At 67.5% G+C, this 24,955-nt stretch carries 17 protein-coding genes; 13 read left to right on the top strand and 4 right to left on the bottom strand.

Annotation, left to right across the window (positions count from 1 at the left end; genetic code table 11):
- Window positions 1–27: 27 nt before the first annotated feature.
- Entirely contained in the window at window positions 28–321 is a 294-nt protein-coding gene (locus LVJ94_24320; GenBank protein ID WXB10341.1) for an antibiotic biosynthesis monooxygenase, read from the top strand.
- Here LVJ94_24320 and LVJ94_24315 read toward each other — a convergent pair.
- From LVJ94_24315 to LVJ94_24300, 4 genes are read right to left on the bottom strand one after another with little or no spacing between them, the layout of a single operon-like run.
- The gene (locus LVJ94_24315) at window positions 277–1,515 is read right to left on the bottom strand and encodes an FAD-binding protein (GenBank protein WXB10340.1); all 1,239 of its coding nucleotides are present in this window, start codon (window positions 1,513–1,515) and stop codon (window positions 277–279) included. The two genes, LVJ94_24320 and LVJ94_24315, sit on opposite strands and share 45 nt — an antisense overlap.
- On the bottom strand, window positions 1,512–3,197 hold the full coding sequence (locus tag LVJ94_24310) for a glycerol-3-phosphate dehydrogenase/oxidase (GenBank protein WXB10339.1): 1,686 nt from the start codon (window positions 3,195–3,197) through the stop codon (window positions 1,512–1,514). Before LVJ94_24310 ends, LVJ94_24315 begins: the two co-directional genes overlap by 4 nt.
- A 12-nt stretch (window positions 3,198–3,209) precedes the next feature.
- Window positions 3,210–3,572, bottom strand: a complete 363-nt coding sequence (locus LVJ94_24305) for a hypothetical protein (GenBank protein ID WXB10338.1) — start codon at window positions 3,570–3,572, stop codon at window positions 3,210–3,212.
- A gap of 24 nt (window positions 3,573–3,596) precedes the next feature.
- Window positions 3,597–4,322 (bottom strand): glycosyltransferase, encoded by a 726-nt coding sequence (locus LVJ94_24300; GenBank protein WXB10337.1) that lies wholly within the window; start codon window positions 4,320–4,322, stop codon window positions 3,597–3,599.
- Between the two features lie 148 nt (window positions 4,323–4,470).
- Between LVJ94_24300 and ssb the strand changes: the two genes are divergently transcribed.
- From ssb to LVJ94_24240, 12 genes are all read left to right on the top strand, one after another.
- Window positions 4,471–5,037: a single-stranded DNA-binding protein gene (gene ssb, locus LVJ94_24295; GenBank protein WXB10336.1), complete on the top strand. Its 567-nt coding sequence runs from the start codon at window positions 4,471–4,473 to the stop codon at window positions 5,035–5,037.
- 128 nt (window positions 5,038–5,165) lie between these two features.
- Entirely contained in the window at window positions 5,166–5,420 is a 255-nt protein-coding gene (gene rpmE / locus LVJ94_24290) for a 50S ribosomal protein L31 (protein WXB10335.1), read from the top strand.
- Window positions 5,421–5,480: 60 nt separating this feature from the next.
- Window positions 5,481–6,656 (top strand): DUF1385 domain-containing protein, encoded by a 1,176-nt coding sequence (locus LVJ94_24285; GenBank protein WXB10334.1) that lies wholly within the window; start codon window positions 5,481–5,483, stop codon window positions 6,654–6,656.
- A complete protein-coding gene (gene prfA, locus LVJ94_24280) occupies window positions 6,650–7,768 on the top strand; it encodes a peptide chain release factor 1 (protein ID WXB10748.1) in 1,119 nt (372 codons plus the stop codon). Before LVJ94_24285 ends, prfA begins: the two co-directional genes overlap by 7 nt.
- Window positions 7,749–8,198 carry a hypothetical protein gene (locus LVJ94_24275; protein WXB10333.1) on the top strand — a complete coding sequence of 150 codons (450 nt, stop codon included), beginning with the start codon at window positions 7,749–7,751 and terminating at the stop codon, window positions 8,196–8,198. Before prfA ends, LVJ94_24275 begins: the two co-directional genes overlap by 20 nt.
- A 490-nt stretch (window positions 8,199–8,688) precedes the next feature.
- Window positions 8,689–15,771 (top strand): SDR family NAD(P)-dependent oxidoreductase, encoded by a 7,083-nt coding sequence (locus tag LVJ94_24270; protein WXB10332.1) that lies wholly within the window; start codon window positions 8,689–8,691, stop codon window positions 15,769–15,771.
- A complete protein-coding gene (locus LVJ94_24265) occupies window positions 15,768–20,081 on the top strand; it encodes a 4'-phosphopantetheinyl transferase superfamily protein (GenBank protein ID WXB10331.1) in 4,314 nt (1,437 codons plus the stop codon). Before LVJ94_24270 ends, LVJ94_24265 begins: the two co-directional genes overlap by 4 nt.
- Window positions 20,065–20,394 (top strand): phosphopantetheine-binding protein, encoded by a 330-nt coding sequence (locus LVJ94_24260; GenBank protein WXB10330.1) that lies wholly within the window; start codon window positions 20,065–20,067, stop codon window positions 20,392–20,394. Before LVJ94_24265 ends, LVJ94_24260 begins: the two co-directional genes overlap by 17 nt.
- Window positions 20,367–21,128: an alpha/beta hydrolase gene (locus LVJ94_24255; GenBank protein WXB10329.1), complete on the top strand. Its 762-nt coding sequence runs from the start codon at window positions 20,367–20,369 to the stop codon at window positions 21,126–21,128. The genes LVJ94_24260 and LVJ94_24255 overlap by 28 nt, the downstream gene beginning before the upstream one ends.
- Window positions 21,121–21,906, top strand: a complete 786-nt coding sequence (locus LVJ94_24250) for an alpha/beta hydrolase (GenBank protein ID WXB10328.1) — start codon at window positions 21,121–21,123, stop codon at window positions 21,904–21,906. Before LVJ94_24255 ends, LVJ94_24250 begins: the two co-directional genes overlap by 8 nt.
- Window positions 21,903–23,108, top strand: coding sequence for a hypothetical protein (locus LVJ94_24245; protein ID WXB10327.1), 1,206 nt, complete (start codon window positions 21,903–21,905; stop codon window positions 23,106–23,108). The genes LVJ94_24250 and LVJ94_24245 overlap by 4 nt, the downstream gene beginning before the upstream one ends.
- The gene (locus LVJ94_24240; GenBank protein WXB10326.1) at window positions 23,105–24,937 is read left to right on the top strand and encodes a class I SAM-dependent methyltransferase; all 1,833 of its coding nucleotides are present in this window, start codon (window positions 23,105–23,107) and stop codon (window positions 24,935–24,937) included. Before LVJ94_24245 ends, LVJ94_24240 begins: the two co-directional genes overlap by 4 nt.
- Window positions 24,938–24,955 lie beyond the last annotated feature (18 nt).

The raw sequence follows: 24,955 nt of genomic DNA, 5'->3' as shown, positions 1-24,955 counted from the left end.
CGTCCCCGCAACCAAAGGAGTTTTCCCATGTTGAAAGTCGGATTTCTCGCGACGCTCGAAGCCAAGCCCGGAAAAGAAGCAGAACTGTCGGCCTTTCTCAAAAGCGCACAGGCCCTCGCCGCCGCGGAACATGGAACCGTGGTCTGGTACGCGTTTCAGTCGGGCCCGCGCACCTTCGGCATCTTCGACGCGTTTGCCGACGAAACCGGCCGCACCGCGCACATCGAAGGGCCCATTGCCAAGGCCCTCCTCGGTAAAGCCGACGAACTGCTCGCTTCACCCCCGAGCATCGTGAAGGTCGACGTCCTCGCCGCCAAGTAGCATCCCGCACAGCGCGTTTCCGGCGCGGACTCCCGACCTCCAGGCCTCGAGCCACGTACGCGGCCGATCGGCCACGAGATCGCCGCAGGCGAGGAGTCCGCCCGGTGCGCCCTTCACACGCATCGCACCGTCCACGAGCAGCCCCACCCGGTCCATCAGCGGATCCCTTGCAAAAGGCCACGCGATGGACTCGGGCGGCACACCAAACAGCGAGCCCGGTAGCTCCAGCGGCCGCCCGCCCGCGCCCAGCATCCCCGGCGCCTCGATGCCCGTACGGAACACGGGCCGTGCCTGTGCGGGCACCTCACTGGCCACCTGCGCCTCGCTCGGATCGTAGGCGATACCTCCGCCCACCAACCCGCCCGCGGCGAGCACCACGGCCGACGCGGCGAGGGGCTCCCCGTCCTCCAACTCCACCGTCCACGGCGACGACGCCACGACACGACGCACCCAGCCGCGCCGCACCGAAACACCGGCCCGCGCCAGCGCGCGATCGCGCGCAAACTCGAAACGGCGGCCCGCGGCCGAGGCCAACGCCGACAGCGCCTCCCCGCAAGGAAGCCCGACCCGCTCGGACAAGGCTTCCGCACGCGGGGCCTCGACCCCCAGCCACGGGGGAAGAATTACCCCAACGCAACGCCCGTGGCGGGCGAGCGCCTCGCGCAGCCGTTCGGCAAGCCAGCCGAGTCGTGCGGCGTCATCGTGCCGCGCGGCAATGTCCGCATCGCAGAGAGCCCGCTCCTCCCGAAAACGCAACAGCGTCGCATCCACCGCCGTGAACGTCAGCCCGCGCGCCCGGGCGGTCTCCGTATCGCTCCACGATCGCGCGAGCACCCCGCCATCCCAACCGGGATGGTCCGTGCGCGGCACCAACACCGTCCCGCCACGCCACGCACCCACATCCAGCAGCGCCCGATCGGCACCACCCGCCCCGCGCAGGATGCCCGCCGTCGTGGCCAACAGCGCGCCGGCCACCCGATGCAACCCGAGCCCTTCCAACAGCTGCAGCGCCTCGTCTTCGACGCGCTCGCCCGCATCCCCATCTTCCCACGGCGTCACGTCCACCGCACCGCACGACAGCGCCGTCGCCCCCGCCGCGCCATCGATCACCTGCACCGGGCAGCCCCCATGCGCCAGACGAAGCGCCGCCCCCAACCCCGCCGCGCCAGCCCCCACCACGACCACGGGCTTCACGTCCGACCCTTCGACCCGATCGTCGCGCGCAGATGCGCCATCGCCAGCGCCTCCTGGCGCGCCTGGCCGGGCCCCATCGCCACGATGCGCGTCTTCGCGCGCCCCTCGAGAAACGTGCGCGCCTGCTCGATGCCTTCGTGCGGCGCCAGCCCGAGCTCGTCCGCCACGATCTGCCCGCAGCGCGCCGCGCAGCGCATTCCTCCGCAGGCTCCTAGCCCCAAACGCGTCCGACGCGCGACATCGTCCACCGAGCGCGCCATCTCTTCTTGCAGCACGTGCCGCACCTCGGCCTCGAACACCGGCTCGCACGGGCACACCACCGCGCGCTCGCGCGGCCGCCGCACCATGCGTTGCAAAATGCGCTTCGCCCGCGACCCGTGCCGATAGACCAGCCGCCGCGCCGCCACCGGCGTCAGCTCGTTCTGCTCGGCCACCGCCAACGCGTCTGGCACCGCATCGCCCCCGGGTAGCGCCTTCACGTGCGTCGAGCACGTCGTCCCGGGCGCGAGCCGATCCGCCATCTCCTCCGCGAAGAGACGGTAGCTCGCCAGCTTGCCCCCGATCATCGAGTACACGCCGGGCGCCCCGTCTTGCGCGTGGTCCACGATGGCATGCTCCCGCGACAGCGCATCCTCGTTGGGCCCATATTCGTACAGCGTCGGGCGCACCGCCGCGGTCGTCCCAATCGCGCGCGCTTCCCGAATCGCGGGAAACACCCGGGCCACGCCTTGGACCAGGTAGCGAACCTCCTCGCTGGTCGCCACCACGTCGTCCAGGTCCCCGAAAAAGTCGTCGTCGGTCGTTCCGATGACGCTCATGTTTTCCCACGGCTCGAGGAAAATCTGCCGACCGTCGATGGCCTCCGTCAAAATCGCGTAGTTCGACAGCCGCCGATCGAACACCACGTGAATCCCTTTGGCCGGCCGCACCCGCACGCGTTCGCCCGGAAGCTTTCCCAACGTCGCCGTGATGGGCCCCCAGGCCCCCGTTGCATTGACGACGTTCGTCGCCTCCACCGCAAATGCCTTTTGCGTCAGACGATCGCGCGCACGAATCACGTAGCGCCGCGGCTCACCCGGTCCTCGGGCCAGCGACTCCACCGTCGTATGCACGTGCACCGCCGCCCCGCGCTCCTTCGCGTCGAGCGCATTGAGCACGCACAGCCGCGTCCCGTCGACGCCCCACTCGTCGAACGTCACCCCGCCGACCAGATCGCCGTGCAGCCCCGGCTCCAGGTGCGCGAGCTCCTGACCATCGAGCCGCGTGTGAAGCTCCCCGCGCTTGAGCGGTTGGTATCGATCGTACGCTCGAAAAAAGGCATCGAGCAGCTCGATCATGATCCGCCCGCGCGCCCCCGCACGCACCGGCATCAGGAACGGAATGCGAAACAAAAGATGCGGTGCAATCTGCTGGATGTACCCCGAGTCCTGGCACGACTGCCGCGTCACCTTCGGATTCGTCGGCAGGTACCGCGCCCCGCCGTGGATCATCCCACTCGAATTGCCGCTCGCCCCAAAGGCCAAATCGTGCCGTTCGAAAAGCACCACGCGCAGCCCGCGCAGGGAAAGATCGCGCGCGACGCCGGTGCCATTGACGCCGCCTCCGATGACCGCCACATCGTACGACGCATCCACCGCCGCATCATCCACCCCCATGCCGTTCCGGCCGTTCGCGTCGGACACGCGATACGATTATCACGAGTGCGGCGGGAGCAAGACCAATGCGTGGACCAGCGGAACGAGAAGCAACGTCGTTACCGCCAGCATGGTGAATGACACCCACGTCCACTCGTTGAACGGCCCCACGCGAAGGAGCGAAGAAAGCATCACCGCCATCCCCGCGACGAGCGCAAGCCGCGATGGCCAACGCCACACGATGGCGCTGGCCACGACCCCGAGCACGCAGCTCACCGTGGCGAGCACGCTGTTGTACGTCCACGGTTGCGTCGTCCGCGCGAAGTAGGCGGCCAAGGCCACCGCGGTCAGCGTGCTGTAGGCGAGCAGCGCCAGCGAGGCAGCGAACAGGCTCTTGTAGGGAACACGCGGATCGGCTTCCAAAGGACCGGGCGAAGTGTATCCGACCTACCCCCGGATGCGGATGGCGTACGTGAGCTTGGCCACGTTTTTCAACACGTTGGGCACGCGCTTGAAGAGGTTGATCGACGGCGGCCGCTTTTCGATGACCCGGACCGGGATCTCCCGAATCTTCACGCCGCCTCGATCCGCGCGGATGACGAACTCACTCGCGAAAACGTCCTTGTCGACCAAGCAGGCCCGCACGGTGTCGAGGAGTGCCACGCGCCGAAAGGCCTTGAGCCCGTGCGTGTCCGTCCCGCGGAAGCCGAGAAGAAGCTTGAGCATCGTCGAATAGGCCTGGCTAGCCACGTGACGGACCATGGGACGGTCGTCCTCCGAACCGTCGGCCAGTTTGGAGCCGATGACCAGGTCGGCCTCGCCGGTTTCGAGGATGTCGATGGCGCGGCGATGAAAATCCGCATCGCAAAGGTCGATTTCCTCGCAGATGACGAGTTCGCCCCGCGCTAGCAAGATGCCCTGCTTCATGGCCTTGCCGTAATTGGGCTCCCCCAGGCTCATGATGCGGATCTGCCCCGTGGCGGGATCGTTGTACTTTTTCGATAGCTCCTCGCCGATTTCCACCGTGTGGTCGCGCGAGCCGTTTTCGGCCAAGATGACCTCGTAGCTCCAGCCGAACGACTTGAGACGCTCGCGAAGGTCCACGATGGCCGCGTGCAGGATGCCCTGCTCGTTGTAAACGGGTATGACGATCGAAATACGCGGCTTGGTCATGGTCTCAGCCGGGCTACATATCATCCTTTTGGCTGGGCTTTTGACCGTTGACTCAGGGGCGATCCCGTTCGAAAGATTCACTTCGGCGTTGTCGGTGTCGTTCATGTCGATGAATGCCGGTTCAAGCTTCGGCTCATTGGAGAAAATCATGGCGGAAGGTCTCAATAAGGTACTCTTGCTCGGAAACTTGGGGGCGGATCCGGAGCTGCGCGTCACGCCCGGCGGCCAGGCCATCCTCAAGCTTCGTCTGGCCACGACCGAGACTTATCTCGATCGAAACAACGCCCGCCAAGAACGAACCGAGTGGCATCAAGTCACCGTTTGGGGCAAGCGCGGAGAGGCGCTGGCAAAGATCCTAAGTAAGGGCTCGAGCATATTCGTAGAGGGATCCCTCCGCACGAGCAGCTACGAAAAAGATGGCGAGAAACGATACCGCACGGACATCGTCGCCAACAACATCATCCTTGCGGGCGGGCGCCGTGGCGGCGGAGACCAGCCCTTCGAAGGTGGCGGCGGCCGTCCCGAGCGCTCCTCTTACAGCAACCGCGGTGGCGGCGGCGGGGGAGGGGGCGAGTCCGGGGGTGGCGGCGGAGGCTGGGGTGGCGGTGGCGGGGGAGGCGGTCGCCCCCAGCAGCCAGCTCAGGCCCCGGCCCAGGATCCGGGCGACGACTACGGCAGCGGCTTCGGCGGCGGCGACGACGACATCCCGTTCTGATTCGCCAGGGCACCCTCCCCCTCGGGGGAGGGTAGGGGGGCAGCAGTTTCAACTCGACAGTTGCAAGTCCGTTCAGTCGAGACTAGGTTCCCGCGTCCCTTCCTATACCCGGAGGGGTGGAGCTCGTCATGAAAGAAGGCATTCATCCGAATTATCCCGCCGCCCGCGTATCCTGCGCCTGCGGCAACTCCTTCGTCACCCGCTCGACGCGTGGCGATTTCCAGGTCGACGTCTGCGCAGCCTGCCATCCCTTCTACACGGGTACGCAGAAGCTGATCGACACGGCCGGCCGCGTCGATCGCTTCCGTAAGCGCTACGAGGGCAAGACCGTCGCCGGCAAGAAGGCCGCCGAGGCGCCCAAGGCCGAGACGCCGAAGGCCTAGTCGTCCGAGGGAGCAGCTCTGCGAGCGCAGGGCTGCTCCACACCGTATAGTACCGTGACTATGACGGACGCCCGCACCGACTTGCAGCAGACTCGACAGCAGCCCGCGCCTTCGGCCACCGCCCGACCGTACATTGGCGGCCAGGCCGTCCTCGAGGGCGTCATGATGCGAGCGCCCCACTCGTTTTCCATCGTCGTGCGCCGGCGTGATGGCTCGCTGCTCGTTCGCGAGCGCGCCGTCGCCGACGAGAGGGTCGGCATCCGCCGCTGGCCGCTCGTGCGCGGGGTAAGCTCCTTGGTCGAGTCGCTCCGTTTGGGGAGCGAGTCCCTGCGGTTTTCCGTCGAGCAGCTCGAGAAAGACCTCGCCGCCGAAGAAGCCGCCGAGCTCGCCAAAAGCAAAGCCAGCACCGCAGGCCTCTCCGCGCTCCTTCTGCTGCGCGCGTTTGGCCTTTCGCTGTTTTCGCTGCTCAGCACGGACGATGGTCAGGCTGTCGCCTCCGGCACGGACGCCAAAAAAGGCGCCCGCGGTGCCATGGGCGTCATGCTCGTTTTCGCGATCGCCTTCCTCATTGCGTTGCCGCAGGCCGCCGCCGCGGGCATCAACCGCCTTTTCAACCTCGGACTCGAGGTGCAGTCGCCGCTGTTTCAGGTGATCACCGGCGCACTCAAGCTCACCGTCGTCGTCGGCTACATGCTCCTCATCCGGCGCGTGCCCGACATCCGCCGCGTGTTCCAGTACCACGGCGCCGAGCACAAGACGATCAGCACCTACGAAGCGGGCGAAGAGCTCGTCGTCGCCAATGCGCGCGCGAAGACCACGCTCCATCCCCGGTGCGGCACCACCTTCCTCGTCATGGTGGCCCTCGTCTCCATCCTCGTCTTCACCGCGGTGGGTGGCCTTCTGCCGCGCATCCACACCGGCAGCGCCATCGCGGACAACGTCCTCTTCTTCCTCGAGAAGCTCCCGTTCCTCCCGCTCATCGCGGCCGCAACCTTCGAAATCCAGCGCGTCTTCGCGCGCTACTGCACCACCGGCCCGCTCCGTGCGCTCCTTTGGCCCGGCTTCCTCGTGCAGAAGATCACCACCATCGAGCCGGACGACGATCAGCTCGAAGTGGCCCTCGCTTCCCTGCGTGCGACGCTCTTTCGCGAACACGGTGAGGTTCCCGAGGTGGCCGACGACGTGTCGTTCGCCAACTACGAGGCGCTCGCGACCGCGTCGCATCTTCGATCATGATCCCCGTCGAAAAGCTCGAACAACTCTCCCGCCGTTACCGTGAGCTGGACGACTTGATGTGCCAGCCGGACGTCCTTTCCGACCGGCTAAAGCTCGCGAAGCTCACCAAAGAGCGCTCGGACATCGAGCCGGTCGTGGGCCAATTCCAGCGTTACCGCGATGTCGAGAAGAACATCCGCGACAACGAGGAAGCCCTGACGGATCCGGAGCTGCGCCCCCTCGCCGAGCAGGAGCTTCCCGTCCTGCAGGACGAGCGCAACACCCTCGAGCGCACCATCAAGTTGCTCCTTCTCCCGCAAGATCCGAACGACAAGAAGAACACCATCGTCGAGATCCGGAGCGGTGAGGGCGGGGAAGAAGCCGCCCTCTTCGCGGCCGACTTGTTCCGCATGTTCGCGCGCTACGCCGAGCGGCAAGCTTGGACCTTGGAGGTCCTCTCGCTCAGCGAGGCGGCCGCGGGTGGCTACAAGGAGTGCATCGTCCTCATCACCGGCAAGGACGTGTACTCCCAGCTTCGCTTCGAAGGCGGCGTCCACCGCGTCCAGCGCGTGCCCGCCACGGAGACCCAGGGACGCATTCACACCTCCACCGCCACCGTGGCCGTCCTGCCCGAGGCCGACGACGTGGACGTTCAGATCGACGAGAAAGATCTCGAGATCAGCATCGCTGCCAGCGGCGGGCCCGGAGGCCAGGGCGTCAACACCACCAACAGCGCCGTCCAAATTTTGCACAAGCCCACGGGCATGATCGTCAAGTGCCAGGACGAGCGCTCGCAGCTGAAAAATAAAGCCAAGGCGCTCAAGGTCCTCAAGAGTCGTCTGCTCGACATCGAGCGCGAGAAGCAAGATGCCGCGGTCTCGGCCGAGCGCCGGGGCATGGTGGGCACGGGCGAGCGGAGCCAGAAGATTCGCACCTACAACTATCCGCAGAACCGCGTGACGGATCATCGCATCCGCCTCACGCTGAACAAGCTCGACCGAATCATCGATGGCGATCTCGACGAGCTCATCACGGCCTTGCGCAACGAGCGGCAGGCCGCGCTCCTTCAAGAAGCGAGCGGGGAGCCACGTCGAGTCGAAGACCGAGGTGGTGATGAGTCAGACGAGCGGTGAGCGGCTCTCGCCCAGCGCCATCGATCGCGAAGCCCTGACCGTCGGCATGACGGTGGTGCCGGGTCTGTACTCCCGGAACAAGATGTTTGCGCTCTTCACGGATCCCGACGTGCGGTTGGCTCGCACGCGCTCGGCCACCCTGCGCGGCGTGGTAAGGCAGCTTGCCGGTAGCACCGGCCCCGTGACCCGCGTCGAGGTCGTGCGCGGCGGTGGGAGCGGCCGCACGTGCCTTTTGCGCTACCGCCTCCCGAGCATGCGCCTCGATCGACGGCTCGAGCTCAGCGAGACCGAGGTGGCGTGCGTGATCTACCTGGTCGGAAGGGCTGGCAACACCACGCTCCACGCAAGCGAACGCGATCGCGCCCTCATCGATGCGGCACTAGCCCGTCTTTCCATGGGTCTTCGCCTCAGTGGCTTGGAAGACGGTTAGCCTTTCCGGCTCCGCTATGACGTTTCAATTCAATGGAACGTCGGCTGCAGTAGTAGGTAGGCAGGCTGGGGGTCGGCTGCATCGGTACATCCGAACCGACTCCATTAGAAACGTATTCGAAATGCGAATACGCACGACATGATGTTCGTGGGGTGACAATCCCGTTGCGCGAAATTGGTATTCTTTTCAGGCCTTAGCGCCACCATTCGCTAAAGCTGAACCAAATTTGACCGCGTGCGTCGAAATAGCGAGACGGAATTGGTGATGCTGTGCCATTACGAATAAGAGACCTTCTGCTCGCGTGTGGCGGAGGCTATGGGGGTGTTTCACTTAAGTTTCTGGGGGCTGCCGAAAATAATTAATCGATTGAAATATCGATTCCGTGTCTCGACTTGCCTGATCGGCTGACCCTTACGGGACTTCTTATTGCTGCGTTTGTTCCTGCAGGCTGGAGCATCGACTAGTGGGAGGGGAGAAAGAAGTCACAAACATGCTTGCCGCCAAGGCAGTCGTGGGGCTCAGCCCATTCGAGAGTCCGGATGTGACACTGGTTGCAGCACTCGCGCGGTCCTCCGCGCTGGGCGTGCTCGATCTAGGACATGACGAGAAAATCGCGCGGGAATCGCTCGATCTCCTCGTCCGTCGTCGCATCGGTGCGTTCGGTGTGCGCATTCCAGAGCACTCCGAGCTTTCCAGCTTGGACCTACCCGAGGAGGCGCGCGTCGTCGTGTTGCCGGCCTCGATGCTCGAGCCGGCGCACGCGTTGCTAACCGGTCTTCGGGGAGAGCGCGCGCTGATCGTTCAAGTGCGCAATCTCGAGGAAACGCGCACGGCGATCGCCGCAGGCGCCCACGGGCTTATCGTCAAAGGCCAAGAAGCCGGCGGGATGGTGGGGGACGAAACTTCGTTTATCCTCGTCCAGCGGGTGCTCGCCGAAGTTGCCAGTTGCGGGGAGCCACTCCCGGTGTGGGTGCAAGGCGGAATAGGCCTGCACACAGCCCCCGCGTGCATCGCGGCAGGTGCGACCGGCGTCGTGCTCGACTCGCAACTTGCGTTGCTCGACGAGGCGGAGACGTCCGCCGAGGTTCGGCGCGCACTCGGTGCCTTCGACGGCAGCGAGACCATCGTCGCGGGCGGCTACCGCCTCTACGCCCGGCCCAATGCGCGCGTACCCCAAGCTGGCTCGACATCAACGGAGATCGCCTCGCAACTGGGGGCGAAAAATCCGGCCGAGCACTTCATCACCCTCGGGCAGGACGCCGCCATGGCCGCGTCCTTCGCCAAGCGCTTCGGCACGGTCGAGCGCCTCGTGCGCGCGCTTCACACCGCCATCGACGGACATGTGAAGCAAGCCCGTACCAATCGCCCGCTCGCACGGCTCTCCGCCTTCGCGAAGGAGTACGGCACCCTCTTCCCGATCGCCCAGGGCCCGATGACCCGGGTCAGCGATCGCCCCGAGTTCGCCGAGGACGTTGCTCGCGGCGGTGGCCTACCGTTCCTGGCCCTTTCCCTGATGCGCGGCCCCGAAGCGCGCAAGCTCGTCCTGGAGACGCGCGATCGCCTGGCCGAACGGGCCTGGGGCGTGGGCATCCTCGGCTTTTTGCCGCCGGACGTGCGGGACGAACAGCTCGCCCTGTTGATGGAGGTCCGCCCGCCGGTCGTGCTCATCGCCGGTGGCCGGCCTTCGCAGGCCAAGCCGCTGGAGCAGGTCGGCATCAAGACGTTCCTGCACGTTCCCTCGCCGGGCCTGCTGGATCTTTTCATCAAAGAGGGGGCGCGCCGCTTCGTCTTCGAAGGACGCGAATGCGGCGGTCACGTCGGCCCGCGTTCGAGCTTCGTGCTGTGGGAGGCGGCCATCGAGCGCCTCCTCGCGTGCGAGCGTTTGAACGACGTCAGCGTTCTTTTCGCGGGTGGCATCCACGACGCCATGTCCGCGAAGATGGTCGCCACACTGGCCGCTCCACTGGCTGCGCGTGGTGCCAAGGTCGGCGTTCTCATGGGCACGGCGTATCTCTTCACGGAGGAGGCCGTTCGCGGCGGCGCCATCGGCGAAGTTTTCCAGCAGGCCGCGATCGACTGCGATCGCACCGTGCTGCTGGAGACGGCGCCCGGGCACGCCACGCGTTGCGCGGAGAGCGGCTACGTCACCTTGTTCGAGAGCGAACGCGCGCGCCTCGCGGCCGAAGGCAACGATGCGCAGGCCACCTGGGCGGCGCTCGAGCAGCTCAACGTCGGCCGCTTGCGGCTTGCCTCCAAGGGCCTGGTGCGCGAAGGCGACACCCTCGTCACGGTCGACGAAGGTGCGCAGCAGCGCGACGGTATGTTTATGATCGGGCAGGTCGCTTCGATGCGAAATGCGCGCTGCACGATAAGTGCATTGCACAGCGACGTGAGCGACCGTTCGACCGAAGAGCTCTCTGACATCAACCTGCCGGACCCGCTTCCCTCGCGCGGCCGAATCGACGTGGCCATCGTGGGCATGGCCTGCATCTTTCCGGACTCGCCGGACCTGGCATCCTTCTGGACCAATGTGGTCACCGGACGGAATGCCATCCGCGAGGTTCCGCACGAGCGCTGGAACCCGGCGCACTACTACGACCCGAACGGCACCGGTGAGAAGACGCCCTCCAAGTGGGGCGGCTTCATCCCCGAGACGGTGTTCGATCCCGGCAAGTACGGAATTCCGCCGCGGTCGCTCGCCGCCATCGACCCGGTGCAGATTCTGGCGCTGGAAGTCGCTCGGCGGGCCCTCGACGATGCCGGGCTCGCGACCAAGTCGTTCGACCGCGAGCGGGCCAGCGTCGTGTTCGGCGCGGAGTCGGGCAACGACCTGTCGAGCGCGTACGGCTTCCGGGCGAGCTACCCGCAGTACATCAGCGGCGAGATGCCCAAGGAGCTCGACGAGAGCCTTCCCAAGCTCACCGAGGACTCGTTCCCCGGCGTGCTCTCCAACGTCATCGCCGGCCGCATCGCCAACCGGCTCGACTTGCGCGGCGTGAACTACACCGTCGATGCGGCGTGCGCTTCGTCGCTCGCCGCGCTCGATGTCGCGTGCAAAGAGCTGGCGAGTGGCTCGAGCGATCTCGTGGTCGCCGGTGGTGCCGACCTGCACAACGGCATCCAGGATTATCTCATGTTCGCCAGCGTGCATGCGCTGTCGAAGAGCGGCCAGTGCAAGCCGTTCGACGCGTCGGCCGATGGCATCGCCCTCGGCGAGGGTGTGGCGGCGGTCGTCCTCAAGCGCCTCGCGGACGCCGAGCGTGACGGCGATCGCGTCTACGCCGTCATCAAGGGCGTCGGAGGCTCGAGCGATGGCAAGAGCCTCGGGCTCACCGCCCCGCGCAAAGAAGGTCAGATTCGCGCCCTCGAGCGCGCGTACTCGCGTGCGGGCGTTTCGCCCACACGGGTCGGCCTGGTCGAGGCCCACGGCACGGGCACGGTGGTCGGCGATCGCACCGAGCTGTCCGCACTCACCGAGCTTTTCACGGCGGCGGGCACCCCCAGCGGGCGTTGCACCCTGGGCTCGGTCAAGTCGCAGATCGGCCATACCAAGTGCACCGCCGGCATGGCGGGGCTCATCAAGGCGGCGCTGTCGATTTACCACGGCGTGTTGCCGCCCACGAAGAACGTCACCTCGCCCAATCCGGGCTACGACGCGGAGACCAGCCCCTTCGTGCTGCGCGATGCGGCGGCACCTTGGACGGATGACGAGTTGGTGGCGGCGGTGAGCGCGTTCGGCTTCGGCGGAACGAACTTCCACACCGTGCTCTCGTCGGCCGGTGCAACGTCGGCTCCGAAGACGGCGCTCACCGAGTGGCCCGCGGAGTTGTTCGTGCTGCGCGGCGAGACGGCGGCGGATCTCACGCGGCTCGTGGATGCCATCGACGCCGTCGCCAAGACGGACTTCCCGCCGAAGCTTCGCGATCTCGCGGGTTCGGTGGCGCGCGAGAATGCCGGGTCGAAGGTGCAGGTCGCATTGGTCGCCACGTCGATGGCCGATCTGCGCGACAAGCTGGCGGCGGTGCGCGAAGGGCGCACGGTCGACGGTGTGCACGTGGCGCATGCCGCGGCGGAAGGCGGCAACGTCGCCTTCGTGTTCCCGGGGCAGGGGAGCCAGCGGCCGGGCATGCTGGCCGACCTGTTCGTGACCTTCCCCGAGGTGCGCGAGCTCCTCGACATCGGGCGCGAATACGGCGATCGGCTGTTCCCCGGCGGGGCGTACCGGCCGGAGATCCGCAAGGCGCAGCAGCAGGCCATCACCGATACGCGGGTGGCGCAGCCGACGCTGGGTATCGCGGATCTGGCGATGGCGCGGCTGCTCAAGCGGGTCGGTGTCCGGCCGGCGATGACCGCGGGCCATAGCTACGGAGAGCTGGTGGCGCTCTCGGTCGCGGGGGCCTTCTCGGCGGATACGCTGCTGGCGCTCTCCGAGGCGCGAGCGCATTCGATCCTTGCCGCCGCCGGCGAAGAGCCGGGGACGATGGCGGCGGTGCGCGCGGCGCCGGAGCGTGTGCGCGAGGTGCTCGGCGAGGGCGTGGATGCCGTGCTGGCGAACCACAACGCACCCGATCAGACGGTGATTGCTGGGTCGAAGAAAGCCGTCGAGGAAGCGTGCGAGCTTCTGGCGGCGGCGGGCATCGGGGCGCGGGCCATTCCGGTGGCGTGCGCGTTCCACAGCCCGATCGTCGCAGGGGCGGTGGGGGCGTTCGCGGAGCATCTGTCCGCGGCGGACATCGAGGAGCCGCTCATTCCGGTGTACGCAAACGCGAGCGCGCAGCCGTACGCGGCGACCGCCGACGGCGTGCGTGAGACGCTGGCTTCGCAGATTGCGTCGCCGGTGCGGTTCGTGGAGGAGATCGAGGCGATGTACGCTGCGGGGGCGCGCGTCTTCGTCGAGGCGGGGCCGGGCGGCGTGCTCACCGAGCTGGTGGGGCGCATCCTGAAGGGCCGGCCGCACGTCGCCGTCGCGTGCGACAAGAGCGACATGCATGGCGTGACGTCGTTCTTGACGGCGCTGGCCCGCCTTGCGGCGGCCGGCGTTGCGATCGACTTGACGCCGTTGTTCGCGGACCGCGCGACGGGGATCGATCTCCACGCGCCGTCTTCCTTTGCCGCGCCGGCCACGGCGTGGGTCATCGATGGCGGGAGCGCGCGGCCGATCCGCGGCGAGCTGCCCGACTTTGCCATGCGCCCGCTTCCGGCGCCCGTTTCTTTGGTTCCACCGGTCGCGGCTGCGGCGGCTTCACCCTCTCAGAAAAGCTTCGAAGGTGCCTCCATGGATGATGAATCACAAAGTGTCATGCGCGAGTACCTGCGCTCGATGCGCGAGCTCGTGGACGCGCAGCGTGAGGTCATGCTGCGCTTCCTCGGTGAGAACTCGGCGCCGCGGGTGGAGCGCGTGCAAATGGAGCCCCGTACGCAGCGCGCCTCCGCGCCGCCGCCGAAGAGCAACGGTATTCATCATTCCAATGGCACGAATGGCGTTTACGCGAATGGGCACGCCGGCAACGGCGTAAACGGCCACGCGAATGGCCATTCCAATGGCTACCACGCGAACGGCCATGCCAATGGCCACGCGAATGGGCATACCAATGGCCACGCGAATGGGCATACCAATGGCCATGCGAACGGCCACACCAATGGGCATACGAATGGTCATACCAATGGCCACACCAATGGCCACACGAATGGTCATACCAATGGCCACACGAATGGATCGATCAAGCCGCCGCCCCCGGTGAAGTCGGCCTTCGAGATCCTCGTCGCCACGGTGAGCGAGCGCACGGGCTACCCGGCCGACATGCTCGACGCCGACCTGGACCTCGAAGCGGATCTCGGCATCGACTCGATCAAGCGCATCGAGATCCTCGGTGAGATGCGCGAAAAGCTGGGCATCCAAGGCGCCGACGCCGGCGATGTCCTCGTCGAGAAGCTCGCCGCCGCGAAAACGCTGCGCAGTATTGCCAAGCTGCTCGAACCCGAAACCGCGCCGGCCTCCGAGGTAAAGGCAGAGAAGGCGGAGAAGGTCGAAAAAATCGAGAAGGCCGAAAAGGTCGAAGAGCCTCCGCCAACCCTGGCGCCCGCGGCCCTGAAGGAGAAGCAGACGGCCGACAGCACCCCGCCGCCCTCCAGCGTGAAGCGTTACGTCATGGAGGTGGCCTCCGTGCCGCCGCCCTCGATGTCCAGCCTTCGCCTTGCGGGCAAGCAGTTCGCGCTCACCGCCGATGCCACGGGCGTCGCCCGCAAGCTCGTCGAGAAGCTCGAGCGCGAAGGCGCCAAGGCCCGCATCGTCGAGCCGGGCGACGAACTCGGCGAGGTCGATGGCCTCTTGCACCTGGCCTCGCTCGGCGACGGCTCGCCGGACACCCTGCGGCGCCTCTTCGTGCGCGCCAAGGAAGCCACCGCCCGCGGCAAGCTGCACTGGGTCGTCGCGGTGACGGGGCACGGTGGCCGCTTTGGGCACCACACCCATGCGCAGAGCCCGAGCTTCACCGCCGCCGGTGTTTCCGGCTTCCTCAAGAGCCTCGCCAAAGAGTGCCCCTCGCTGCACGTCCGCGCGATTGACCTGGACATGCACGAGGACGTCACCCAGCTCGCGCAGCATGTCATCGACGAGCTCCTCGCCGACGACAACCACCTCGAGGTGGGTTACGCCGGCGGCGAACGCAAGACCCTGGTCGTCGCCGCCCGCGCATCAGCCTCGTCGCCCGAGGTGCCGCTCACCATCGACGAGGACACGGTGGTGCTCTTCACCGGTGGAGCGCGCGGCATCACCGCGACGATTGCCCTCGCCATGGCGCGCCGCTTCCGTTGCACCATCGAGTTGGTCGGCCGTTCGCAGCTGCTCGCCAACGACGAGGACGACGCCGAGCTCCAGGGCGCGAAAGACGTCGCCTCCCTGCGGCGGATCCTCATCGGGCGCATGAACGGCGCAGGCCCCTCGAACCCGCAGGCCATCGACGCCCATGCGCGGCAGATCCTCGCCGACCGCGAGATCCGCGCCACCTTGGCGGCGATTCGCCAAGCCGGCTCGCCGGTGGATTACCACGCGGTGGACGTGCGCGACGAAGCGGCCTTCCAGGCCGTCATCGACAAGGTGCGCGCGCACCATGGTCGCATCGACGGCGTCGTCCACGGTGCGGGCCTCATCGAGGACAAGCTGCTTCGCGACAAGACGCACGAGTCCTTCGCCCGCGTCTTCTCCACGAAGGTCAACGGCGCACGGACCCTGGCGCGCAAGCTCGCCAAAGAGCTTCGCTTCTTCGTGCTCTTCTCCAGCGTCTCGGGGGCCTTCGGCAACCGCGGCCAGATCGACTACGCGGCCGCCAACGACGCGCTGGACAAGCTTGCGCACCATCTGCACGCGACGGTGCAAGGGCGCGTGCTCTCGATCAACTGGGGCCCGTGGCGTGGCGCGGGCATGGTCCGGCCCGAGCTGGAACGTGAATACGAGCGGCGCGGCATCGCGCTGATCGATCCCGAGGCCGGTGTGCAGCGCTTCTTCGACGAGCTCCTGGAGGGAACGGATCCGCAGGTCATTCTGACTGCGGCGTCGGCCGAGGCCCTTGCGTGAGTGTCGCCATCGTCGGTATGGCGTGCCTGTTCCCAGGTGCGCCGGACCTCGATACGTACTTCCGTAACCTCTGCGACGGCAAAGACGCTATCACCACGGTCTCGCCGGCGCGGCTCGACCCGGTGTTTTTCGACAAGGGCAAGCGCGCCCCGGACCGGTTCTATTGCCAGCGGGGCGGCTTCGTCGACGCCTTTGCCGACTTCGACGCGACAGGCTTCGGCGTCATGCCGGTCGCCGCGAAGGGCGGTGAGCCCGATCAGCTGCTCGCGCTGGAAGTGGCCTCGCGGGCGCTGGCCGATGCGGGCTACCACGACCGACCCTTTGCGCGCGATCGCGCGGCGGTCATCGTGGGGCGCGGTGGGTATGCCGGCGCCGGGCGGACGCGGCTCGAGCAGCACGTGCGCGCGGCCGAGCAGATCGTGGTCACGTTGCGCGCGCTCTTGCCGGATCTGGACGAGGCGACCCTGGGGCGCATCAAGTCCGAGTTTCAAGCGCAGACGGGGGCGGCGCGCGCGGATGCGGCCATCGGGCTCGTTCCGAACCTGGCGGCCTCGCGCATTGCCCATCGGCTCGACTTGCACGGGCCTGCCTTCACCGTCGACGCGGCCTGCGCGAGCGCCCTCGTGGCCGTCGACCAAGGTTGTTCCGAGCTTGCGAGTGGCCGCTGCGATCTGGTGGTGACCGGCGGCGTGCACCTCTGCCAGGACGAGGCGTTCTGGAGCGTGTTCTGCCAGCTCGGTGCGCTCAGCCCGAGCGAAACGATCCGCCCCTTCGATCGGCGCGCGGATGGTTTGCTCATTGGTGAGGGCATCGGCATGGTCGTCCTCAAGCGCCTCGCGGATGCGGAGCGCGACGGCGATCGCATCTACGCCGTGGTGCGGGGATGCGGTTCGTCGAGCGATGGCCGCGCCACGTCGCTCATGCATCCGTCCCTCGAGGGCCAAATTCTCGCGCTCGAGCGGGCCTGGAAGCAAGCGGGCCTCGATCCCAAGAGCGTCGGGCTCGTCGAGGCCCACGGCACCGGCACGCCGACGGGCGATCAGACCGAGCTCACCACCTTGGCCCGCGTGTTCGGCCAGGCCAGCCCCGGCGAGCGTCGCGCCGTCGTGGGCTCGGTGAAGTCGATGATCGGCCACGCCATGCCCGCCGCCGGTGCCGCAGGCATCATCAAGGCCGCACTCGCCGTCTACCACGGCGTGCTCTTCCCCACGTTGCACTGCGACGAGCCGAGCCCGCTGCTCGAGGGCACGCGCTTCCGCGTCATCGGCCGCTCCGAGCCGTGGGAAGCTTCCGCGGAACCACGACGGGCCGGCGTCAATGCCTTCGGCTTCGGCGGCATCAACGCCCACATCGTGTTGGAGCAACGCGTTCTTCGCGGCGAGAAGTCGGCCCCCGTGGTCGCGGGCGGCGATCACGTCGCGCTGTACTCCGCCCCCACGCACGAGGAGCTGCTCGCCGATCTCGCGAATGGCCGCGAGCGCACGGACGCCGGCCCCGCGCGCCTGGCGCTCTTCGACCCGACGCCCGCGCGCCTGGAGCGTGCACGCACCATCGCCCAACGCGGCAGGCCATGGCGCGGCCGCGAAGGCATCTTCTTTGCGCCGCAGGGCCTTCTCGCGTCGGGCGGATCCATCGCGTTCCTCTTTCCCGGCGTGGATGCCTCGTTCGAGCCGCGCATCGAGGACCTCGCGGCGTACTTCCACGAGCCGTTGCCGGCGTGCACGCGCCCGCAGAACCTCTACGAGACGGGCGTCGGCATCATCGGTGTGAACCGCCTTCTCGATGGCGTCCTGCGCCGCCTCGGCATCGTCCCCAAGGACGCTGCAGGCCACAGCATCGGCGAGTGGAGCGGCATGATCGCCACCGGCATCACCCCCGAGGGCGCGGTCGACGACTTCGTCGCGAACCTCGGGCCGGACAAGCTCAAGGTGCCCGGTGTGGTCTTCGCGGCCGCCGGGTGCAGCGTGGAGCGCGCCGAGCAGGCCATGACGGGCCTCGACGAGATTGCGCTCTCGCACGACAACTGCCCGCACCAGATCATTTTCTGCGGGCGCGAAGAGTCCGTCGACATCGCCCTCGCGCGTCTGAAGATCGACGGCGTCCTTTGCCAGAAGCTTCCATTCCAGTCCGGATTCCACTCGCCGCTCTTCGCCGGCTTCCTCGGCCCGCACCGCGAGCACCTGGAGCACCTCGCCATCGGCACGCCGAAGGCGTCGCTTTGGTCGGCCACCACGTGTGCGCCGTACCCGTCGTCGCCGGCAGCCATTCGCGCGCTCGCCCTCGAGCACCTGGTGGAGCCGGTTCGCTTTCGCCAATTGGTCCTGGCGCTCCATGCGCAGGGCACGCGCGTCTTCGTTCAAGTCGGGACGGGCAGCCTCGTCGGGTTCGTCGAGGATACGTTGCGCGGGCAACCGCACCTGGCCATCGCCTCCAACGTGAAGGATCGCACCGGCCTCGAGCAGCTCCGGCGCGTGCTCGCGTCGCTGTTCGTCGAAGGCGCGGACGTCGGCGCGGGCTACCGCGGGCGAAAGCTCCTTCCCGACGATCCGCCGCTCACCCTTCCGCCGCCTTCGAAGGAAGGAGTGTCGGTGCGTCCGCCGCCGGGGCCGCGTCCCCGCTTGCCGCTCTCGCTCGGGGTGCCGCTGATTCGCGACATCGCCCCGCTTCGCCGTCCGGCCGCAGCACCCGCGCCCGCGCCGGCACCGATGGCGCCGGCACGCTTGGTCGCCCAGGACCTGCCCATTCCCGATTCTCCCTTTGCTGCGGAGTTTCTCGAGAGCCTCGATGCCATCGCCCAGGCGCAGCGCGAGGTCCTCACCTTGCTCGCCAAACCGCGCCTGTCCCCGCGGGAGGTCACCACGCTCCGCACCTTCTCCATCGAGACGATGCCCACGCTGGTCGATCACTCGTTCTACCGCCAGCCACCGGGCTGGCCGGTCATTTCCGATCGGTACCCCGTGGTGCCGATGACGACGCTGATCGATCTCATGATCGAGCACGCCGAAGACACCGTCCCCGGTCGCGTGGCCGTTGCGGTGGAAGACATCCGTGCGTACCGATGGTTCGCCGTTCACAATCCCGTGGAGCTGCCCATAACGTGCCGCTTCGATGGACGCGATCGCGTTCACGTGCGCCTCGGTGATTACAGCGAGGCGACGGTCATCGTCGCCGAAGACTACGATCCCGCACCGCCCGACGACACGGGGCCTCTCGAAGATGCCGTGCCCGCACCCATCGATGCGCGCACGCTCTACGAGGATCGCTGGATGTTCCACGGGCCCGAATTCCAGGGCGTCGTCGACGTCGGCGTGCTCGCGGCCGACGGCATCCGCGGTGAGCTCGAGGTTGGCCGCGCCCGCGGCGCCTTCCTGGACAACGCCGGACAACTCTATGGCTACTGGGTCATGGCCCGGCACGAGACGAACCGCTTGGCCATGCCCGTGCGCATCGGGCGCGTGCGCCTCTACGGACGCCACCCGCTCGCGGGCGAGCGGTACAACTGCACGGTGCGCATCCGCCGCATCGACGACAAGAGCGTCGTCGCGGATCTCACCCTGGGGAGCAACGGCCGCGCGTGGGCCGTGCTCGAGTCGTGGGAAGACCGGCGCTTCGACAGCGATCCGCGCTTCTGGAACATGCTCATCTGGCCCGAGAAGAGCGCCCTCGCCGAACCGCAGCGCGAAGGCTTCATGCTCTTCGAGGACCCGTACCGCGCCGCGCCCACGCGCGACCAAATGCACCGGCGCTTCCTCGGCGAGGCCGAGCGCGCCGACTACGAGCGCCAAGGCCCGCGCAAGCAGCGCGCATGGCTCAGCGGCCGCGTCGCTGCCAAGGATGCCGTGCGGCACCTGCTCGGGCAACTCGGCCACGGCCCGCTCTTTCCCGTGGAGGTGGCCATTACCAACGAGCCCTCGGGCCGCCCGGTGGTGACCACGCGCTTCGCGGAGGACATCCGCGTCTCCATCGCCCACAAAGACGACACTGCGGTGGCCATCGCCCGCGAGGGGCAGGACGTGGGCATCGACATCGAGCGCATCGAGCCGCGGACCGATGCCTTCGCAGAGCTATCCTTCTTGCCCGAGGAGCTGCGCCTCGTCGCCGACGAACCGCGCGACACGGGCTGGACGCGCCTCTGGGCGGCGAAGGAGGCGGCGGCCAAAGCCCGCGGCACCGGTCTCGAAGGTGCGCCGCGCAAGTTTCCCATACGCGACCGCGTCGGCGGGCGCCTGCTCGTCGACGGCGTGTGGGTCGATACGAAACGCCACGGCAACTACATCATCGCCTGGACGGTCCATGAACGAACGAAATAACCTTTCCAACACATCCAACGCAGCGAACGACAACGTCGTCCTCGCCGATCTCGGGACGATGATTCGCGAGGTCATCGGCGAAGAATGGGCCGAGGACGTGCCCATCGAAATGGAGACGTCGTTCGCCAAGGACCTCGAGCTCGAGAGCATCGAGTTCGTGGCCCTTGCAGAACGGCTCAAGGAAAAATTCGGCAAGGAGGTCGACTTCGCTGGCTGGCTCGGCTCCATGGAGCTCGAGCAGATCCTGCAACTGCGCGTGGGCCAACTCGTGGAGTTCATCGTTCGATGCAACTCGGCATCGCCCACGGCGTAGACCTGCACGTTCAAGAGCTCGGAAGCGGCCCGCCCGTGGTCATGCTCCACGGTTTGTTCGGAAACCTGGCCACCTGGTACTTCACCACCGCCGCCGAGCTCTCGAAGTCGCACCGCGTGATCGTTTACGACCTGCGCGGCCACGGACGCAGTGCGCGAACGCCGTACGGCTACGACGTCGCGACCATGGCGGGCGACCTCGACGCGGTGGTGGAGCAGGTTGCCCAGGACGACGTGACCTTGGTGGGCCACAGCTACGGCGGTGTGATTGCGCTGGCCTATGCGCTGCGCTGTCCCCATCGGGTGCGCAAGCTGGCGCTGATCGAGGCGCCGCTGCCGCCGCTCGATACCGGTGAGCTCTGGTCGCGGTACACGGCCGTCGCCAAAGCCGATACCGCGTCGATGCTGGCGTCGCTGCCGAATGCCGTGCGCGATGCGTTGGTGGCGGGCGGGCGCAGGGCAGGACGCTTTCTGGAGACGGTGCGCTTCTTGAGCCTCGAGAGCTCGCTGCGCGATGACCTCGCGCGCGCAGAAATGTCCGATGCGGCGCTGGCGTCGCTCGCGTGTCCGCTGCTGGCCGTGTACGGCACCGCATCGGGGGTGCGTCCTTCGGGCGAGCGGCTCGCGCGCGTCGTTGCCGGGACGGACTACGTCACGTTGGAGGGGGGACACGATCTGCCACAGGAATCCCCCGTGGCCCTGACCCGAGAACTCGTGAGGTTCATCGATGGCTGAAACCGTCGTAGAAGGCGTGCGCCTGCATTACCAGCGGCTCGGTGTGGAGGGGGCGCCGCTCCGCGCCGTGTTCGTGCACGGGCTGGTCATGGACAACCTGTCGAGTTGGTACTTCACGGTGGCCAATGCGCTGGCAGCGTTCGGTGACGTGGTGCTCTACGATTTGCGCGGCCACGGTCTGAGCGAGCGTCCCGCGGAAGGTTACCGCGAGGTCGACATGCTGGGCGACTTGCGCGGCGTGCTCGATGCGACGGTGGGCGATGCGCCGGTCATTCTCGTGGGCAACAGCTACGGGGCTTTCCTCTCGGTGCGATTCGCACTGCGCCACCCCGAGCGGGTCGCGGGGCTGGTGCTCGTGGACGGGCACCTGGGCGACGACGACTTCGGCGAGCGCATGGCCGCGACGCTTTCGCTCCAAGGCGAAGAGGCCGATCGCGCGATTGCGGCCTCGTTTCAGAACTGGCTCGGCCGCCAGAGCACGCGCAAAGCCACCAAATTGGCCAACATGGCCCGGGCCTTGGTGAACGGCACCAGCTTGGTGCGCGATCTCCGGGCGACGCCACCGCTCACCGCCGCGGACTTCGAGCGCATCACGGCGCCGGCGCTGGCGCTCTACGGCGAAAGCTCCGACGTGATCGCGCGCAGCCTGCCCCTGGTGGCCCGCATGCCGCATTGCACGGTGCGGGTGCTGCCGGGGTGCACGCACTCCATCCTGTGGGAGGCCACCAACGAGGTGAAGACGCGCATCGTGGACTTCTGCCGCGAGGTGCGACCGTGACCGCGGCGCGGCCGAAGCGCATTCTCTTCGTGGTGCCACCGCTCACCGGGCACGTGAACCCCACCGTCTCGGTGGCGCGCGCGCTCATGGCGCGCGGGCATCGCGTGGCGTGGGCCGCGCATGCGCGCTACGTCGGGCATCTGCTCCCCGAGGGCGCCGAGCTGGTCCCGCTCGACGATCCGCGCTTCGATGAAGCGTGGGTCGACCTGCGCGAGCGCTCCAAATCGGTGCGCGGCTTCGAGAGCCTGCAGTTCCTCTGGCAGGAGGTGCTCGTTCCGCTCGCACGCGGCATGCTGCCGAGTGTCCAAGAGGCCATCGCGCGCTACGAGCCCGACGTTCTCTCCGTCGACCAGCAGGCCATCGCCGGTTCGCTCGCCGCGCGTCGCGCGCGCATCCCGTATGCGACTTTGTCGACGACGTCGGCCAGCGTGGTGGATCCGCTGGAGGCGTTGCCCAAGGTCAAACAGTGGGTCGACGCGCAACTCGAAGGGCTCGAGCGCGAAGCAGGCCTCACGCCGATGCGCGCGCCGGATATCTCGCCGCATTGCGCGATTGTGTTTTCGACGGAGGCGTTGATCGGAGGTGTGCCGCTTGCGGTGTCCGACTTTCAACGCAGCGAGCAGGCGTGGCCGGCGCATTACCGCTTCGTGGGGCCCTCGATCGAAGATCGGCCCGATGCGACGCCATTTCCGTGGGAATCGCTCGCGCCCGGGCCGCGCGTCTTCGTGTCGCTGGGGACGGTGAGCACCGAGGTCGGCGAGCGCTTCTACGCCAACGTCGTCGAGGGGCTTCGCGACGTTGGCGCGCAGGTCATCCTCGCAGCGCCGCCCGCGTTGGTGCCCGAACCGCCGCCCACGTTTCTCGTGCGCGAGCGTGTGCCGCAGCTGGCGCTGTTGCCCAAGGTGGACGCCGTCGTTTGCCACGCCGGGCACAACACGGTGTGCGAGTCGCTGGCCAATGGCCTGCCGCTCGTGGTGGCACCCATTCGCGACGACCAGCCGGTGGTGGCGAGCCAAGTCGTTCGCGCCGGGGCGGGCGTGCGGGTGCGTTACGGCCGCATGTCGGCCAAGAGCCTACGCGAGGCCGTGGTGAGCGTCCTCGGTGATCCTTCGTACCGGCGCGCTGCCGAGCGCGTGCGGGATTCGTTTCGAGCCGCAGGCGGTGCACGGGCCGCCGCAGATGCATTGGAGGCACTCGCGTGATTGCTGGCGCACTAATCGGTGGGGCACTCGTGGCCCTGGGTCTGTTCGACTCCCTGAACAAGCGCGGTCGCGCGGCGGCGCTTCAACGCTTGGCGCCTGCGACGGCGGATGTGGCACCCGAGCACATGTTCATCGTGCGGCCCGGGGTCGTCCTCGACGACGCCACGCGCCGTGCGGCGAGTGCGCACGCGCGTGCCATGGGGCTCTTGGCGCTCGACCTGGTGTCGCCCAAGCTGGCCTCGTGGCGTGTGCAACTGTTCCTCACCATGGGGAACCCGGCCACGTACCGGCGCGACCGCATCGGCAATGGCGTCAGCGCGTGCGATGCGCTTCTCGTGGATCGCGAGACCCTTGCGCGGGCGACGCACGGCGGCCGCGCCCCGGCGGAGCCCAAGGATGCCATCGAGTTTGCCAAGCTCGCGGCGACGTTGAAGCACTACGCCTCGACTGAGATGGACTTTGCCGTCGCCCCGAGCCTCGAGACGCCGGGCATCTCGCTGGACGAGCGGCGCCGTCTTCTTCGCATGGCGTTCGGCAACTACGTGGGCCCCGTGATTGCGCTGCACGTGGCGCTTACCCTCCTCACGCTTTTCCTCGCCCCGATGTGGGGCCTCGCCGCGTTGCTCATTCGCCACCTGGAGATCTTCATCTCCACGCTGGGCACGCCGCTCGCACCGCGCGATCGCGCCGTCTACTTCGTGGCGCGCACGCCCGTGGAGCTCGCGAGCACGTTCGGTTCCATGAAAGAAGCGCCCGGTCGCCGCACCACCGAGCAGGAGTTGCAGCAGGCCTACGACACGCTGCTCGCGCAGGGCACGTCGCGCTTTTTCGAGCGGCCGCGGGAAGATTGCCCCATCTGCGGTAGCCGCGCGCTGTCGAAGGCGCTGGAAATCGGCGATCGCTACCAAGGCAAGCCGGGGCGCTTCACGCTCTCGCGGTGCGATTCCTGCCGGCACGTCTTTCAGAATCCGCGCCTGTCGATCGAAGGGCTCAATTTCTATTACCGCGACTTCTACGACGGCCACGGCGAAGAGGAGCTCGCCGGCCTGTTTGCCTCGACGCCCGATCTCTACCGGGCGCGCGCCCGCATGGTCGCCGGTGTGGATCAACCGCGCCGTTGGCTCGACGTGGGCGCAGGCCACGGGCACTTTTGCAGCATTGCGCGCGACATTCTGCCGAACACGCGCTTCGACGGCCTCGATCTGGCCGAGAGCATCGAGGACGCCGAGCGCCGTCGCTGGGTGGATCGCGGCATCCGCGGTCTCTTCCCCGAGGTGGCCCCAACGCTGGTCGCCGCCGCGGAGCACTACGACGTCATCAGCATGAGCCATTACCTCGAGCACACGACCGATCCGCGCGCCGAGATCGCGGCCGCGGCCAACGTTCTGCAAGAGGGTGGCCTCTTCTTCATCGAGGTTCCCGATCCCGAGAGCCGCTTCGCGCGCCTTTTGGGCCGCCAGTGGATGCCGTGGTTCCAGCCGCAGCACCTGCACTTCCTCAGCACGGGCAATCTGGAGCGTCTGCTGCGCGAATACGGTTTCGAGCCAGTCCTCTGGCACCGCGGCGAAGCGCACCAACCGGTGGACTTCACCTTCGGCACCTATTTGCTCTTCGCCGATCTGGCCCCGCTCATCGACGGCCCCTGGCGCAACACCCGCAGCGGCGCCATCAAGCGCGTCTTCTGCGGCTTCCTGCGCATGCTCTCACTCCCGGTCTTCCTGTTCGCCAACGTCCTGGACCGCATCCTCGCTCCGTTCGTGCGCCGCCCGGGCTGGTCCAACACCTACCGCGTCGTCGCCCGCCGCACCTCCCTCAGCCCTGCGGAGTGACGCATGGCGCGACGGCAT

It is taken from the genome of Sorangiineae bacterium MSr11367, from assembly GCA_037157805.1.
In the GTDB taxonomy this organism is placed as follows: Bacteria; Myxococcota_A; Polyangia; order Polyangiales; family Polyangiaceae; genus Pendulispora; species Pendulispora rubella.
The sequence above is the reverse complement of the archived record's forward strand: the minus strand, read 5'-3'. Positions and strand labels throughout refer to the sequence as shown.

What these genes read in the sequence shown, in the direction of transcription:
- LVJ94_24275 (WXB10333.1), top strand. Translation starts at nt 7,749, where the DNA reads ATGAGTCAGACGAGCGGTGAGCGGCTCTCGCCCAGCGCCATCGATCGC.
- LVJ94_24300 (WXB10337.1), bottom strand. Translation starts at nt 4,322, where the DNA reads ATGACCAAGCCGCGTATTTCGATCGTCATACCCGTTTACAACGAGCAG.
- LVJ94_24250 (WXB10328.1), top strand. Translation starts at nt 21,121, where the DNA reads ATGGCTGAAACCGTCGTAGAAGGCGTGCGCCTGCATTACCAGCGGCTC.
- LVJ94_24285 (WXB10334.1), top strand. Translation starts at nt 5,481, where the DNA reads ATGACGGACGCCCGCACCGACTTGCAGCAGACTCGACAGCAGCCCGCG.
- rpmE (WXB10335.1), top strand. Translation starts at nt 5,166, where the DNA reads ATGAAAGAAGGCATTCATCCGAATTATCCCGCCGCCCGCGTATCCTGC.
- ssb (WXB10336.1), top strand. Translation starts at nt 4,471, where the DNA reads ATGGCGGAAGGTCTCAATAAGGTACTCTTGCTCGGAAACTTGGGGGCG.
- LVJ94_24320 (WXB10341.1), top strand. Translation starts at nt 28, where the DNA reads ATGTTGAAAGTCGGATTTCTCGCGACGCTCGAAGCCAAGCCCGGAAAA.
- LVJ94_24260 (WXB10330.1), top strand. Translation starts at nt 20,065, where the DNA reads ATGAACGAACGAAATAACCTTTCCAACACATCCAACGCAGCGAACGAC.
- LVJ94_24270 (WXB10332.1), top strand. Translation starts at nt 8,689, where the DNA reads ATGCTTGCCGCCAAGGCAGTCGTGGGGCTCAGCCCATTCGAGAGTCCG.
- LVJ94_24255 (WXB10329.1), top strand. Translation starts at nt 20,367, where the DNA reads ATGCAACTCGGCATCGCCCACGGCGTAGACCTGCACGTTCAAGAGCTC.